We start from the raw sequence: 15,410 nt of genomic DNA on the forward strand, positions 1-15,410 counted from the left end.
CTGTGGTGAGCACCGACCGTAGCGGCGGTCACCGACAAGTCGGCCCGGCCGCGAAAGCTGTCGGTACCGCTTGGTAGAAACGCTGCTGTCACCACCGGGGCGGCACGTCGACAAAGGGGCGGGAGTTCATGACCACAGGAACGCATCTCAGCGCATGGGGCGGTCTGCCCACCTATCGTTTCCCCGTCCTCGACGAGGAGACCGACGACGCCGCACGCGCCACCGCGATGCGCGCCCTGCCCGCGCCCGACGCGGTGGCGTGGCGCATCACGGTGGATTGCGACGATGCGGAGGAAACCTGGACCGAGGCGTTCGCGCGGTTCCTCGACGCGGTCGACCCCGGCCGGGTCCGGGCCCTCGTCATCGGGTGCTGGCCCGAGGCGTTCGACAGCGGGCCCGAGGAGATCTTCGAAGCGGTCGCGGCCGCGCGCTCCCGGCTGACCGCCCTGCGCGCGCTGTTCGTCGGCGACATCACCTCCGAGGAATGCGAGATCTCCTGGATCAATCAGGGCACCGTCACCACCCTCCTCGACGCCTTCCCCGCGCTCGAGGAGCTCGGTGTGCGCGGCGGGCAGAACCTCGCCTTCCCCGCCGTCCGGCACGAGAACCTGCGCGCCCTCACCATCCAGGCGGGCGGACTCCCCGCCGAGGTGGTGCGTGGGGTGGCGGCCAGCGACTTCCCGTCGCTGCGCGAGCTCGAATTGTGGCTCGGGACCTCCGATTACGGCGGCGACAGCGAGATCGACGACCTCGCCCCGATCCTGGCGGGCGACCGGCTGCCCAGCCTCACCCGTCTGGCCCTGCGCAACAGCGAAGCCCAGGACGCCGTGTGCGCCGCGGTCGCCGCGGCGCCGGTGGTGGCCCGGCTCCAGGAGCTGGATCTGTCGATGGGGGTGCTCACCGACGACGGCATCGTCGCCCTGCTCGGTGGACAGCCGCTCAGCCACCTGAAATCACTGGACCTGCACCACAATTACGTCAGCGCCGAGATCGGCGCGCACCTGACCGACACGCTCACCGCCGCGGGCGTGACGGTGAACATCGATGCCGACGATGCCGACAGTTACGAAGACGGTGACACCGTCTGGCGCTACGTCTCCGTCGCCGAGTGAGATCTCGTGCGCTGGGTGGTGGTCGGCAATGCCGAGAATCGGCGGGTCGCGCTGTTCGCCGACGCGGCCCGCGCCGCCGGGCATCCGGCACCGCGCGTCGTCACGTGGCGGCAGGTGCTGGCCGACGGCGGGCACGAGTTCGCCGATGACGACCTCGTACGGCTCGAATCGCCCGGTGAGAACCCGGCGGTGGACATGCTGCTCCGCGGGGTGAGCGAGCCGACCCGGGTGGAGGGTTCGGCACGCTGGTACGCCAACTTCCGCGCCGCCGTGGCCTCGTTGCGCGGCGGTGCGCGTCTCGACGCCCCGGACGAGCTGGCCGTCCTGTTCGACAAGCGCCGGTGCCATGCCCGCCTGGCCGCCGCCGGGGTGCCGGTTCCGCCGTCGCCGGTGACCGGGCCGGTGCGGGACTGGTCCGACGTGAAGGCGTTCCTGCGGGCGGCCGCGATGCGGCGGGTCTTCGTCAAGCTCGCCCACGGTTCGTCGGCCTCGGGAGTACTGGCCGTCGAGTCCACGGCCTCCGGGCGCTGGCAGGCGACCACCTCGGTGGAGATCGGTCCGGGTGGCGCCCTGCACAATTCACTGCGGGTCCGGCGGTATCGCGACGAACGGGTGATCGCCGAGATCGTCGACCGGCTCGCGCCCGACGGTCTGCACCTCGAGCGCTGGATTCCCAAAGCGACCCTCGGCGGCCGCACCGCTGACCTGCGTGTCGTCGTCATCGGTGGCCGGGCCACCCATGTCGTGGTCCGGACGAGCCGGGCACCGCTGACCAACCTGCATCTCGGCGGCACGCGCGGCGATCTCGGCGCGGCCAGGGCCGCCGCCGGTGACCGCTGGGCGGAGGCACTCGCCGTCTGCGAGCGCGCCGCCGCCTGCTTTCCCGCGACGCTCTGCGTCGGCGTCGATCTGCTGCCCGGTCTCGACTGGCGCCGGTTCACCGTCGGCGAGGTCAACGCCTTCGGTGACCTGCTCCCCGGCCTCACCGGGCTGCCGGGCACCCCCGCCGAGGGCCTCGACACCTATGCCGCCCAGGTCGCCGCCGCGGCCCACTTCCCCACCGCGACACCGCGACCGGCCACGATCGGACCCCTGTCATGAGCGAACCCCACCTACCGCACCCGGATATGGCCGAGGTCGTCGGCCGTGACGATCTGCTGCTGCTCACCCTCGACACCCTGCGGTACGACGTTGCGGTCGAGCTGGCCGCCGCGGGACGGCTGCCCACGCTGGCGGCCCACCTCCCGGAGGGCCGGTGGCAACGCAGGCACGCGCCCGGCAGTTTCACCTATGCCTCCCATCAGGCCATCTTCGCCGGATTCCTGCCCACGCCTGCCGCGCCGGGGCCGCATCCACGGCTGTTCGCCGCGCGGTTCGCGGGCAGCGAGACGACCGCCGACGGAACCTTCGTGTTCGACGAACCCGATCTGGTCACCGCGCTGGGCGCCCGCGGCTATCACACCGTGTGTATCGGCGGAGTCGGCTTCTTCAACAAGCAGGGCGCGCTGGGCAGCGTGCTGCCGGACCTGTTCGCCGAGAGTCACTGGGAGCCGGAGTTCTCCGTCGCCTCGCCGACCTCGTTCGAAGCCCAGGTGGCGCGGGCCGAGCAGGTGATCGCCGCGGTCCCGGACGAGCAGCGGGTGTTCCTGTTCCTCAATGCCTCGGCCCTGCACCAGCCGAACTGGTTCCATCTGCCCGGTGCCACGCGTACGGCCGGGGACAGCCGCGAGACCCACGCGGCCGCACTCGAATACATCGACGCGCACGTCGGGCGGTTGTTCGCGGCCCTGCGGTCGCGGCGCCGGTGCTTCGCCATCGTGTGTTCCGACCACGGCACCACCTACGGCGAGGACGGCTACACCGGGCACCGGCTCGGTCACGAGAGCGTGTGGACGGTGCCCTACAGCCACTTCTTCCTGGAGCCGACCGCATGATCGACACCGCACTGCCCCGGCCGTATCAGAACTACGTCTACGCCTACCCGCACAAGACCGCCTACCGCCCGCTGCCGGACCGGCCCGCGCTCAGCCAGGTGTGGGCGGGCGAATCCCGGTCCGCGCTCTCGCTGTACCTGCACATCCCGTTCTGCGAGGTGCGGTGCGGTTTCTGCAATCTGTTCACCCGGGTCGGCGCGCCCGCCGATCTCACCGGGCGCTACCTCGACGCCCTCGCCCGGCAGGCCAGCGCGGTGCGGGCGGCCCTCGGCGACGCCGAATCGCCCCGCTTCGCCACCGCGGCCTTCGGTGGTGGCACCCCGACCTTTCTCGACGCGGCCGAGCTGACCCGGCTCTGTGATATCGCCGAACACGGCATGGGCGCCGACCTGCGCGCGATCCCGCTCTCGGTGGAGGCGTCCCCGTCGACCTGCACCGCCGATCGGCTGCGCGTGCTCGCCGAACGCGGCGCCACCCGGCTGAGTCTGGGGGTGCAGAGCTTCGTCGACGAGGAGGCCCGGGCGGCGGTGCGGCCGCAGCGGCGCGCCGAGGTCGAGGCGGCGCTGGGCCGGGTTCGCGCAGCGGGCATTCCGGTGCTCAATATCGACCTGATCTACGGCATCGACGGCCAGACCGCGACCAGCTGGCGGTATTCCCTGGACGCGGCGCTGGCCTGGCGGCCGGAGGAGATCTACCTCTACCCGCTCTATGTCCGTCCGCTGACCGGGCTGGCCCGGCACGCCGATCCCGAAGTGGCCGAACAGGACTGGGATCGCGACCGGCTCGCCCGGTACGCACAGGGCCGCGACCATCTGCTCGCCGCCGGTTACGAGCAGGTGTCGATGCGGATGTTCCGGCGCCGGGACGCGCCGCCGCAGGGTCCCGACGACTACGCCTGCCAGACCGACGGCATGATCGGCCTCGGTTGCGGTGCCCGTTCCTACACCAGCCGCCTGCACTACTCCTTCGATTACGCCGTGGACATGCGCGAGGTGCGCGGCATCATCGACAGCTACGTCGCCACCACCGATTTCGGTGCCGCCGTGCACGGCCGCGCCGTCGACGGCGACGAAGCCGCCCGCCGCCACCTGCTCCAGTCGCTGCTGCAGGCCGAGGGCCTGCCCGTCGACGACTACCGGCGCCGTTTCGGCCGCGACCCCTGGGACGACTTCGGCCCGGAACTGCGCACCCTGGCCGACCGCGGCTGGCTCGCCGACACCGGCGCCGACCTGCTGCGTTTGTCCGCCGCGGGCCTGGCCTACTCCGACGCCATCGGCCCCGGTTTCTTCTCCCCCGGCGTCCGCGCCGCCATGGCCGCCTACGAACTGCGCTGAGCATGGACCTGACCATCCTCTATCGCGGCCCGCTGGCCTCCTGCGACTACGACTGCCCCTACTGCCCGTTCGCCAAACGCCGCGACAGTACCGACCAGCTGCGCGCCGATCGCACCGCCCTGCACCGGTTCACCGACTGGGCCCGGGCACAGACCGGAGACCGGCTCTCGCTGCTGTTCACGCCGTGGGGAGAGGGTCTCGTCCGGTCCTGGTACCGGCGGACGCTCGTCGAACTGTCGCATCAGCCGCACATCGACAGGGTCGCCATCCAGACCAATCTGAGCGGCCGGATCGACTGGATCGCCGAGGCCGACCCCGGCACACTCGCCCTCTGGTGCACGTACCACCCGGGCCAGACGCCCTACCGCCGATTCCTCGACAAGGCCGAACGCCTGGCCGCGGCCGGTACCCGGTTCAGCGTCGGGATCGTCGGCCTGCCCGAGCATCTCGAGCACGCCCGCCGCCTGCGCGCCGACCTGCCCGACCATGTCTACCTCTGGGTGAACGCCGCCGAAGGCCACACCTACACCGACGACCAGGCCGCCGACTGGACCGCCCTCGACGAGCTGTTTCCCTTCAGCCGCCACCCACACCGCTCGGCCGGGTTACCGTGCCGCACCGGCAGTTCGGTCATCTCCGTCGATGGCGAGGGCACCGTCCGCCGCTGCCACTTCGTCCCCGCTCCCCTGGGCAATCTGTACGACGGCTCCTACCGCGCGGCCCTCGAACCCCGCGGGTGTCCGCTCGCGGTCTGCGACTGCCACATCGGCTACGTCCATCTCGAGACACTGCCGCTCTACGACGTGTTCGCCGGTGGCGTCCTCGAACGGATTCCGCACAGCGTCCGGATGTAGCGGAAACGCCAACTGCCGCACAGGTATTGACTACGGTGTCATGGTCATACGGGGCGACACGCTGCTCGTAGGCGGATTCGGTGCTCGACACATGCACCCACCAGGAGAAACGGGGACATCCATGTCCGAGGACCGGTTGACGCTGACCGAGCGCTGCGTGCTGCTCGTCTTGCTGGCCGAGGCGCGCGAACTCACCAATGCCGAACTGCACGCCCTGTCCGGGCTCAAGCTCGACGGCCGGTACCGCCGCAACCTCAATGACCTCGGCCTGGTCACCAGCACCCTGGTCCATCGCGCCTACGTGCACGAACTCACCGATCGGGGCGCGGTGCGCTGCGCCGCCGAGCTCGGTGCCCAGCGGCCCGCCCGGTCCGGTGCGGCCGGGGGTGCGCTGTACGCGGTGCTGGCCGGATTGGGGCGCTACCTCACCGATTCCGGGCACGCGCTCGCCGACCTCTTCCCGCCCGATGTCGCCGGTCAAGTGGAAGCCGCCTACAGCCACGTCAGCGAGGGCAGCGGCGCGCCGGTGCGGCTGGCCGTGCTGCGCGAACGGCTCGACGGCCTGCCGCGTGGCGAGTTCGACCGGGCGCTGGCGGTGCTCGCGCGCCGCGAGGGTGTCCACGTGCGGTCCGAGGCCGATCAGAAAACGCTCACCGCCGCCGATCTCGACGCGGCCGTCGTGCTGGGCGGCACGCCACGACATCTGCTCACCATCGAGGCGGCCCGGTGAACGAGGAAGACCACCTCGCTCTCGCCTCGATCCAGTTCAGCAGCGCGCTCGGTCCCGACGAGATCTGGAGCCCGCTGAGCCACCACGTCGACGGACTGCACCCGCGCGCCGCCGGGGAGATCACCCGGGCCGTACGCGCGGCCGTCAACCGGCCACGCAGCGTCCCGACCGGGCTGGTGCTCAGCGGGGAACGCGGCGTCGGCAAGACGCACATGCTCGGCTGGTTGCGCCAGCATGTACAGGACAGCGGCGGCGCGTTCTTCATGCCGAAACTCATCGACGGCAAGTCGTTCTGGGCGGGCGCGGTGCACGGGGTGGTCAGTCAGCTGCTCGGCGCCGACGGCGGGCAGCTCGGCCGCATGCTCGGGGTGCTCGCCGAACGCAGCGGATGCGGGGGCGAACTGCGGATGCGGCTGCGCGGCACCCTGCCGGTGACCCGCGAGGACCTCGACGCGTTCGTCGCGCGGGTCGAGGACCTCGATGTCCAGGCGATCCAGCAGTGTCAGGACACGCTGCGCGCGCTGGTGCTCTATCAGGCGAAGGGCGCGCTGCGCGAGATCGGGCACAGCTACCTGGTTCTGGCCGACGGGATGGAGGAGGCCGAGCGGGTCGCCTGGGGTTTCCGGGAACGGCACTGTGTGCCGCAGCTGATCTTCCAGCACCTCTCGCGGCTGTTCGCGCTCACCGGACCCGTCGTGCTGGCCATCGACCAGATCGACAGTGTGATCGCCCAGTCCGATCAGATCGACGAGGACTCGCTGGCGAACCGGCTCGCCGACGGGCTGATGTCGATGCGCGAGGAGACCACCCGCACCATCATCGTGGCGGCCTGCATCCCGAAATCGTGGGAGCTGCTGAAGACCCGCGCGGTGAACTCGGCGGCCGACCGCTTCACCGTGCTGGAGCTGTCCACCAAGCTGCCCGGCGCCGAGGTGGCCGCGGCCATCGTCGAAGGGCATCTGGGCGGGCTGTACGGCGAGATCGGGTTCACGCCACCGTATCCGACCTGGCCGGTGCTGCCGGTCGCGTTCGAGGACACCGACCTGGCGAACTACACGCCCCGGCGGCTGCTGCAACGCGTCGAGGAGCACGTTCGCGACTGCCTGGCCGCCGACGAGGTCACCGAACTCACCGACTTCCGGACCGCCGTCACCGACCGCGCGGTCACCGTCCTCCCCGCGGACCGCGAACTGTCCGCCCTCGACGAGGAATTCGCCTGTCTGCGCGCGGCCGCCGACACCGCGTCCCCGTTCGATCCGCGGTACGAGGACGACGAGATGTGCGCGCTGCTCAATGCCGCGCTCACCGTCTACGCGCTCGAACGGCGGGTCGACGGCCTGGATTTCACCGTCGACCGGGCCACTCTCGTGCGCCCCGCCCTGCACGCCCGGCTGCGCCGCACCCTCGACGAGGCCAGCGAGGCCGAGGAGCACTGGAGTTTCCGTGCCATCGGCCACCCGCACCACCGCGCGGTGCTGACCCGGTTGCGGTCGGCGAGCCTCGAGGCGGGACTGCACGAGCAGGCACCGAAACGGCACCTGATCGTCCTGCGGAACGAGCCCTACTCCACCGGTCCGGTCACGAAGGCCACGCTGGCCGAACTCGACGCGGCACACGGGCGAACCGTGCCCGTGTGCGAGGACGACATCCGCACGTTCTGCGCCTTGGCCGCGATGGCGGCCGCCGCGGCACCGGGCTTCCTGAGCTGGGTGGCCGTCCGCCGCCCGGCCGGACGGTCGCGGTTGCTGACCGAGGTGCTGGGCTCATCGGCTGTCACCGAGCCGACCGATGCCGCACAGCGGCTTCCGCGCGAGGACGGTAGCGCCGCGGATCGCGTGCCGACGCCGACCCTCGTGAAGCCGACGGATATCGAGTCACCGCGGGACCTCGTCGCGCCCGAATCGCCCCAGCCCGCCGAGCCCGCCGACACCGCCGCCGCGGTGCTGCTCGGGCACCGCGTCGGCACCGGCGCACCGTTCACCGTCCCCCTGGTGCTGCTGCGCAAGCACACCGCGGTGTTCGCGGGCAGCGGCTCGGGCAAGACCGTGCTGCTGCGCAGGCTGGTCGAGGAAGCCGCGCTGCACGGCGTGTCCTCGATCCTCATCGACAGCAACAACGATCTCGCGCGGCTCGGCGACCCGTGGCCCGCGCCGCCGACCGGCTGGAGCCCCGGCGACGCGGCCCGCGCCGAGCGGTACCTCGCGGGCACCGACGTGGTGGTCTGGACCCCGCGCCGGGAAGCGGGCAGGCCGCTCGCGCTGAACCCGCTGCCGGACTTCGCCGGTGTCCTCGACGACCCGGACGAGTTCCGCACCTCGATCGACGCGTCGGTGGCGGGCCTGGTCCCGCGCGCCGGGCTCACCGCCCGCCGGATCGCCACCGGCACGGCCGTTCTCACCGAGGCGCTCACCCATTTCGCCCGCCGCGGCGGTAGCGATCTGGGCGACTTCGTCGCGCTGCTCGACGATCTGCCCGAGGGCATCAGCAGCATTCGCGACGCGCACCGCCTCGCCGAGGGCATGGCCGAGGAGCTCAAGGCGGCGATGATCAACGATCCGGTGTTCGGCGGCGCGGGCGTGCGGCTCGATCCCGGCATGCTGCTCACCCCGGCCGCGGGTAAGCGCGCCCGGGTCTCGGTGATCAGCTGTCTCGGGCTGCCGACCGACGAGCAGCGCCAGACCTTCGTCAATCAGCTGCAATTGGCGCTGTTCGCGTGGATCAAGCGGCATCCGGCCGGGGACCGGCCGCTGGGCGGGCTGCTGGTGCTGGACGAGGCGCAGACTTTCGTGCCCTCGCGCGGTAGTACGGCCTCCACCGAGAGCACGCTGAAGCTGGCGACCCAGGCCCGCAAGTACGGGCTCGGCATGGTGTACGCCACGCAGGCGCCGAAAGCGTTGCACAACTTGGTCACCGGCAATGCCGCGACCCAGTTCTTCGGCCTGCTCAACGCGCCGGTGCAGATCCAGGCCGCCGCCGAACTGGCCAGGGCCAAGGGCGGACGCGTCGACGATATCGCGCGGTTGCCCGCGGGCAGCTTCTACGGCGCCACCGAGGGCGCGGGCCTGGGCAAACTCGTCACGCCGATGTGCCTGAGCCACCATCCCGCCAGCGCCCTCACCGAGGACGAGGTCCTGCACCGCGCGCGGAGCTGAAGCGGATCAGCCCAGACGGCGGTCGAACACCTCGGTGCCGGTCCCGGTGGCCACGTCGACGGTCACCACCCGCAGACGCACCGCGTCCGCGGTCAGGTCGAGGACCATGAAGCCCAGCTCGTTCTGCGCGTCGAACAGCGCGGGATGGGCCGCCCCGCCCGCGGATCCGTGACCGCTGCCGGTCTTGGCCGAGGCCCCGGAGACGATCTGGCGGGTGCCCTTGGACGCCGGGGTCGGCTCGAGGACCTGCAGGGTGTGGTCGTGGCCGGACAGCAGCAGCGACACCTTGCCCAGCACGTGGTCCTCGAAGAAGCGCTTGGCGTGCACGCCGTTGAGCGGTTCGATGGGCAGGCCCTCGTAGTTGCCCGCGTCGCCGTGCGGGCCGTTGCTGAGGTAGGGCTGGTGGGTGCAGGCGATCTTCCACGGCGCGGTCGACGCGGCCAGGGCACCGTCGAGCCAGGCGCGCTGCTCGTTCATGTAGGGACCGTCGACCGCCCAGTACGGGTCGAGCAGCGGCGGGATGTAGGCGGCGAGCGGGTTGATGTCGAGCACGAAGAACTCGACCACCGGGTTCTCCTCGGGGACCCGCACCGAGTAGTAGCGGCTGGGCATCCACCAGCGCGCCGACTTCGCGTGATAGGCGACCTCGTGGTTGCCGCGGGCCAGCCAGCCGCCGTCACCGGGGAACACCGCGCTGGTGTCGTGATTGCCGAGCACCATGGCCCAGGGGAAGTCCAGGCCGGTGTTGGGGTCCTCGAATTTCGTGGCGAACTGGCTGTCGTCGGGGCCGTCGGGGCCGGATTCGTAGATGTTGTCACCCAGGCCGACGGCCAGGGCGAACGGTTCGCGGGCGTGGAAGGCGCGGGCGGCGTCGGCGACCGCCCACTGGGTGCGGGTGCCGGTGCCCGCGTCTCCGGTGACCAGCACCCGCACGTGCCGGTCGGCCGGTGCGGTGAACTTGGGGACCTGCGCGGGGACCGCGGCCGCGGGGGTCAGGCCGAGAAGGCCGAGACCGGCGACGGCACCGGCCGCGCCCGCCAGGACTTCGCGACGGCCGATGCCGGTCGGGAACTGCTCGTGCATGCTCACCTTCTGGGTGGAGGACCAGTTGGACAACCGACCTGATAGAAGCACAGGTGCCCGGCCGACGCATCCCGGCCCGGTCGCTGCGCCGTCTCAGGCCCGCGCGGTGGGGTGTTCGTAGCCGGTCGCGGCGTCCATGTCCTCGAGGGTCATCCCCTTGGTCTCGGGGACGAAACGCGCCACGAACCCCAGCGAGAGCAGGGCGAAGGCCGCGTACATGCCGTAGGCGAAACCGAGGGAGAAGGTCTTCAGGCTCGGGAAGGTGACCGTGATCGCCCAGTTCGCCGCCCACTGCCCGGCCGCGGCCAGCGACAGCGCCGCACCCCGGATCCGGTTGGGGAACATCTCCCCCAGCAGCACCCACACGACCGGGCCCCAGCTCATGCCGAAGAAGATGACGAACAGATTGGCCGCGACCAGCGCGATCGGCCCGAGCGCGCCGCTGAGCTGCGGTTCGAGCACGCCCTCGGCGTCGGGGACCTGGTCGGCCGCACCGAAGCAGATGGCCATGGTGGCCAGGGTGACCGTCATGCCGATCGAGCCGATCAGCAGCAGCGGCCTGCGCCCGATCTTGTCGACGAGCAGGATCGCCACGATCGTGGTGGCGATATTGACCACCGAGGTGAACACGCTGATCTGGAACGACTGCGACTCCTCGAAGCCGACGGCCTCCCAGAGGATGTTCGAGTAGTAGAAGATCACATTGATGCCGACGGCCTGCTGGAACACCGAGAGCATCAAGCCGATCCAGACCACGGGGTAGATCCGGCCGCCGGGCTTGCGCAGATCGCGCCAGGACGGTTTCGTGTCGCTTTCCAGGCTGTGCTGGATCCGGCCGATGGTGAGCTCGAGGTTCTTCTCGCCGAACAGCAGCGTCAGCACCCGGCGCGCCTCGGGAATCCGCTGGGTGGCCACCAGGTAGCGCGGCGACTCGGGGATGGTGGTGGCCAGCACGCCGTAGAACACGGCCGGGACCGCCATCGACAGGAACATCCAGCGCCACGCCTCGAGCCCCAGCCACAGCATCTCGGCGGCGCCGCCAGCAATGTGGGCGAGCAGGAAGTCCACCAGCAGGGCCAGGAAGATGCCGAGCACGATGGCCAGCTGCTGCAGCGACCCGAGCCTGCCGCGAATCCGCGCGGGCGCGGTCTCGGCGATATAGGCCGGGGCGATGACCGACGCGACACCGACACCCAGACCGCCGATGACCCGGCCCAGCACCAGAATCCACACATCGGGTGCCAGTGAGGTGACCACCGCGCTGACGAAGAACAGCGCCGCGGCGATCCGCATCACCTTGAGCCTGCCGATCCGGTCGGCGATACGGCCCGCGGTCATCGCGCCCGCGGCCGCGCCGAGCAGGGCCGAGGCGACCGCGAAGCCGAGAACCGCGTCGGCGACGCCGAATTCGTCCTGAATGGCGGCGACCGCGCCGTTGATGACCGCGCTGTCGTAGCCGAACAACAGTCCGCCCAGCGCCGCGACCGCGGCGATCCGGACGACGCGATTGTTCGAAGCGCCCTCGGCTCCGGTGTCCGGATCGGTCATGGCGTCGTCCTCTCCACCGCCGCGCGGCGCCGCCGCGCGGGTTGCTCGTGAACCAGAACACAGTGTGCGGCACGCGAGCCCGGTCGTCGGCCAGCGCCACACCGTGCGTTCATCTGCCCGACACGCCCGCCCGCTACCGTCCGCCGGATGACCGATGTCGACCTACGCCCGATCCCCCGCGACCTGAGCGAGATCGCCGATCTCGCCACGGCCGTGGATCTCACCGACACCGCCGCGTTCACCGTCGACGACACCGACGACGACGATCCGCGGGGCACGCGGGTGGTCGCGCTGGAGAAGCCCTCGGCGCGCGAGGCCACCCAGTGGTATTTCCAGCGCTATGTCGAGCATCTGCCCGCGGCGGGTGAACTCGTGCTGTTCGACCGGTCCTGGTACAACCGGGCCGGGGTGGAGCGGGTGATGGGATTCTGCACGCCGCAACAGCATCGGCGGTTCCTGGCGCAGGTGCCGCTGTTCGAGCGGATGCTCGTCGATGACGGCATCGATCTGGTGAAATTCTGGTTCTCGGTGTCTCCGCTCGAGCAGCGCACCCGCTTCGCCATCCGCCAGGTCGACCCGGTGCGGCACTGGAAGCTCTCCCCGATGGACCTGGCCTCCCTGGACAAGTGGGATCAGTACACCGCGGCCAAGGAGGAGAACTTCGAGCACACCGACACCGACCACGCGCCGTGGATCGTGGTGAAGAGCAACGACAAGAAGCGCGCCCGGCTCAACGCGATGCGCTATGTGCTGGGCGGTTTCGACTACGCGGACAAGGATTCCGAGGTCGTCGGCACCGCTGACCCGCTGATCGTGGGCCGCGGGCGCGACGTGCTCGGCTCCTGAACGGTCAGCGGGTCAGCGCGACCCGGTGCGCCTCGGTCATCAGTGTCACCAGTTCGGCGCGTTCGGCCTCGTCGAGGACCTCGAAGCAGGGTTCGATGAGCTCGTCGGTGAGCTTCTCCGCGGCCGCCCAGCGGGTCCGGTGCTCCTCGGTGATCGGCTCGAACGGTTCCAGCCAGCCCAGCCGCTGGGCCTGGGTGGGGCCGTCGGCGGCGGGCGAGCCCGCGATCAGGATCGCCTGCAGCGGGGTCAGGCCCTCGGCCAGCACCGCCATCAGGTGCAGGCCGCCGCGCAGTTCGCGCAGTACGTGGGTCAGCTGCAGCACCGCGGCGCGGGGGTCGGTGGGCAGCGGCATGGCCCGCCATCCGGCGAACAGCGACAGTCCCGGGGTGGGCGCCGCCGCGACGACGCGGCCCAGCAGCTCGGCCAGCCGCTCGGACTGGTCGAATCCGGCCAGTCTGCGCCTGCCGAAGTCGTGACACGCGCCCAGATAGCCCGCGGCGGCCTCGGCGGCGGGCATGGCCACCGATTCCCAGGCTGGCCGGACGCAGTCGGGGGCGAAGAAGCCGAAGGCCGCGGTGACGACATCGGCGTCGACCTCGCCGAGCACGCCGCCGCGTCCGCGGGTGTAGCCCGGGTAGAACCCGGGCAGACCGGTCGTCTCGCCGAAGGCCCGCGCCTCGCGCGACATCATGAACGCTCCGCCGAGCTCGAGCACCTGCTGTTTGACCGCTGTCGCCGTCATCGTCTGCCACCTTCCACTGTCGACTCTCGACGTAGCAGACTTTAACTGACAATAGTCAGAGAGGGAAGGGGATCCGGACACGACTCATCGGCACCCGGCGACCGGGGGTGCGTCCGGACGATCGTCGATCAGTGCCCGCACGGGTCGGTGAGGTGCAGTCCTTCGTGAACCTTGATCCGACGGTGCTCGGCGAGCACGATCGCGATCCCGGCCAGCATGCACACGCCACACAGCACTCCGGCCAGGACGGTCCAGCCGACGAAGCCGTACCCGGCGGCGGTCAGCGTCGCCGCGAGCAGCACGATCCCGACGCCGATGAGCAGCAGTCCGGGCCAGTTGAGCGAGTCCTGGATGGACTCACCGGCGTGCGAGCGGGTGGTGCGTTCGGTATCGGGAAATTTGTGTTGATGGGGAAGGCTCGTGGCGTCCATGGCCTACTCCCCCTTTCCGGTGGTCAGCGGTCCATACCTCAGGTGTACCCCCATTCCGGCGGTTTCGTCAGGATCGATCCAGCAACGACCGCGCTACCTGGGCCCATTGCGCCAGAATCGCCGCCTCGGCCCGGGCCGAGGTGCGCAGCGGCCGCGAGGCGGCGAGCCCGCGCAGCACGGTGACGGTGAGATCCCGGACCGCCGGATAGTGCGGATGGGCCACGATCTCGGCGCCGAAGAGCCCGTCGACGACCCGGAACAGATCCCGGCCCGCGTGCCGTTCGGCCGCCCGCAGCGCCTGGGCCAGCTCCGGATCGGTGCGCGCGGCGGCCCACAGTTCCTGTTCGGCCAGCGCGGGCGGCTGCGCGAAGGTCTCCGACAGCACGCTCAGCGTGGCGTCGACGGGGTCGGTGCCGGGTGCCACCCGCGCGGCGGCCGCGCGGGTGCCCTCCTCGTTGCGTTCGACCAGATACGCCACCAGTTCGGTGGTCAGCGCCTTCGTCGTCGGGAAGTGGTGCAGCAGCGCGCCGCGACTCAATCCGGCCGCGGACTGCACCGCGACGGTACTCAGCCCGGCCCAGCCCTGCTCGACCAGCAACCGGGTGGCGGCCGCACAGTGGACCCATGTCCGAGCACACTTCCCACTCCGGTCAGCGACCGGCCGCCTGGTACGAGAACTGGACCGAGGCGCCCGACTCGCCCTGGCAGCACCGGCCCGCCCCGGCCGACACACACGACTACCCCACCCTCACCTACGAGCGCGACGGCCGCATCGCCCGCATCACCTTCAACCGGCCCGACAAGGGCAATGCCATCACCGCCGACACCCCGCTGGATCTGGCGCACGCGGTGGAACGCGCCGATCTGGACCCGCGCGTGCACGTCATCCTGGTCTCCGGCCGCGGCAAGGGCTTCTGCGGCGGCTACGACCTGGACATCTTCGCCGAATCCGGGCTCGAACCGCACGACGGCCGCGAGGACCTCACCGGCACCGCGGTCGACCCGATCGCCCAGGCGATCAACCACAATCCGTGGGGCACCTGGGACCCCATGCTCGACTACGCCATGATGAGCCGCTTCAACCGCGGCTTCGCCAGCCTGCTGCACGCCAACAAGCCGACCGTGGCCAAACTGCACGGCTTCGCGGTCGCGGGCGGCACCGATATCGCGCTGTTCTGCGATCAGATCATCTGCGCCGACGACACCAAGATCGGCTACCCGCCCACCCGCGTCTGGGGTATTCCCGCAGCGGGCATGTGGGCGCACCGGCTCGGCGACCAGCGCGCCAAGCGGCTGCTGTTCACCGGTGACTGCATCAGCGGCGCCCAGGCCGCCGAATGGGGGCTGGCGGTGGAATCGTGTCCGGCCGAGGAACTCGACGCGCGCACCGAGGAATTCGTGGCCCGGATCGCGCGCATGCCGGTCAACCAGCTGATGATGGCCAAGCTGGCCCTCAACTCGGCGCTCAACGCCCAGGGCGTGGCGAACTCGGGCATGATCAGCACGGTCTTCGACGGCATCTCCCGGCACACGCGCGAGGGCTACGCCTTCCAGTTACGGTCCGCCACGGCCGGATTCCGCGAGGCGGTCCGGGAACGCGACGAACCGTTCGGCGAACACAAACGGAGTCAGTTCGAGCGTTGA

Annotated in this window: 14 protein-coding genes; 9 read left to right on the plus strand and 5 right to left on the minus strand. The window is 70.8% G+C overall.

Going from position 1 to position 15,410, the window contains the following annotated elements; all coding sequences use genetic code 11:
* The first annotated feature begins 128 nt into the window (after positions 1 to 128).
* The 7 genes from WA675_RS05980 (at position 129) to WA675_RS06010 (ending at position 9,116) form a co-directional block, all read left to right on the plus strand.
* Positions 129 to 1,112 (plus strand): STM4015 family protein, encoded by a 984-nt coding sequence (locus tag WA675_RS05980; protein ID WP_336082597.1) that lies wholly within the window; start codon positions 129 to 131, stop codon positions 1,110 to 1,112.
* Between the two features lie 6 nt (positions 1,113 to 1,118).
* Complete coding sequence (locus WA675_RS05985) at positions 1,119 to 2,213, plus strand: STM4014 family protein (protein WP_336082598.1); 1,095 nt, start codon at positions 1,119 to 1,121, stop codon at positions 2,211 to 2,213.
* Complete coding sequence (locus WA675_RS05990) at positions 2,210 to 3,046, plus strand: STM4013/SEN3800 family hydrolase (protein WP_336082599.1); 837 nt, start codon at positions 2,210 to 2,212, stop codon at positions 3,044 to 3,046. The genes WA675_RS05985 and WA675_RS05990 overlap by 4 nt, the downstream gene beginning before the upstream one ends.
* Positions 3,043 to 4,380 (plus strand): STM4012 family radical SAM protein, encoded by a 1,338-nt coding sequence (locus WA675_RS05995; RefSeq protein WP_336082600.1) that lies wholly within the window; start codon positions 3,043 to 3,045, stop codon positions 4,378 to 4,380. The genes WA675_RS05990 and WA675_RS05995 overlap by 4 nt, the downstream gene beginning before the upstream one ends.
* A 2-nt stretch (positions 4,381 to 4,382) precedes the next feature.
* The gene (locus tag WA675_RS06000) at positions 4,383 to 5,234 is read left to right on the plus strand and encodes an STM4011 family radical SAM protein (RefSeq protein ID WP_336082601.1); all 852 of its coding nucleotides are present in this window, start codon (positions 4,383 to 4,385) and stop codon (positions 5,232 to 5,234) included.
* 121 nt (positions 5,235 to 5,355) lie between these two features.
* Positions 5,356 to 5,964 carry a hypothetical protein gene (locus tag WA675_RS06005; protein ID WP_336082603.1) on the plus strand — a complete coding sequence of 203 codons (609 nt, stop codon included), beginning with the start codon at positions 5,356 to 5,358 and terminating at the stop codon, positions 5,962 to 5,964.
* Positions 5,961 to 9,116 carry an ATP-binding protein gene (locus WA675_RS06010; protein WP_336082604.1) on the plus strand — a complete coding sequence of 1,052 codons (3,156 nt, stop codon included), beginning with the start codon at positions 5,961 to 5,963 and terminating at the stop codon, positions 9,114 to 9,116. The genes WA675_RS06005 and WA675_RS06010 overlap by 4 nt, the downstream gene beginning before the upstream one ends.
* Positions 9,117 to 9,122: 6 nt before the next feature.
* On the opposite strand, the gene WA675_RS06015 is transcribed toward WA675_RS06010, so the two are convergent.
* Positions 9,123 to 10,199 (minus strand): metallophosphoesterase, encoded by a 1,077-nt coding sequence (locus WA675_RS06015; protein ID WP_336082844.1) that lies wholly within the window; start codon positions 10,197 to 10,199, stop codon positions 9,123 to 9,125.
* Between the two features lie 93 nt (positions 10,200 to 10,292).
* A complete protein-coding gene (locus WA675_RS06020) occupies positions 10,293 to 11,747 on the minus strand; it encodes a sugar porter family MFS transporter (RefSeq protein WP_336082605.1) in 1,455 nt (484 codons plus the stop codon).
* 147 nt (positions 11,748 to 11,894) lie between these two features.
* On the opposite strand from WA675_RS06020, the gene WA675_RS06025 reads away from it, so the two are divergent.
* Positions 11,895 to 12,593 carry a hypothetical protein gene (locus tag WA675_RS06025; protein WP_336082607.1) on the plus strand — a complete coding sequence of 233 codons (699 nt, stop codon included), beginning with the start codon at positions 11,895 to 11,897 and terminating at the stop codon, positions 12,591 to 12,593.
* 4 nt (positions 12,594 to 12,597) lie between these two features.
* Here WA675_RS06025 and WA675_RS06030 read toward each other — a convergent pair whose 3' ends face one another.
* The 3 genes from WA675_RS06030 to WA675_RS06040 all read right to left on the minus strand — a co-directional run bounded on the left by WA675_RS06030 (position 12,598) and on the right by WA675_RS06040 (position 14,499).
* The gene (locus WA675_RS06030) at positions 12,598 to 13,335 is read right to left on the minus strand and encodes an SCO6745 family protein (protein ID WP_336082609.1); all 738 of its coding nucleotides are present in this window, start codon (positions 13,333 to 13,335) and stop codon (positions 12,598 to 12,600) included.
* A gap of 128 nt (positions 13,336 to 13,463) precedes the next feature.
* Positions 13,464 to 13,766, minus strand: coding sequence for a hypothetical protein (locus WA675_RS06035; protein ID WP_336082611.1), 303 nt, complete (start codon positions 13,764 to 13,766; stop codon positions 13,464 to 13,466).
* Positions 13,767 to 13,833: 67 nt separating this feature from the next.
* On the minus strand, positions 13,834 to 14,499 hold the full coding sequence (locus WA675_RS06040) for a TetR/AcrR family transcriptional regulator (RefSeq protein ID WP_336082613.1): 666 nt from the start codon (positions 14,497 to 14,499) through the stop codon (positions 13,834 to 13,836).
* On the opposite strand from WA675_RS06040, the gene WA675_RS06045 reads away from it, so the two are divergent.
* On the plus strand, positions 14,391 to 15,410 hold the full coding sequence (locus WA675_RS06045) for a crotonase/enoyl-CoA hydratase family protein (protein ID WP_336082614.1): 1,020 nt from the start codon (positions 14,391 to 14,393) through the stop codon (positions 15,408 to 15,410). The genes WA675_RS06040 and WA675_RS06045 overlap by 109 nt on opposite strands.

The organism is Nocardia sp. SSK8 (genome assembly GCF_037034205.1).
Lineage (GTDB): Bacteria > Actinomycetota > Actinomycetes > Mycobacteriales > Mycobacteriaceae > Nocardia.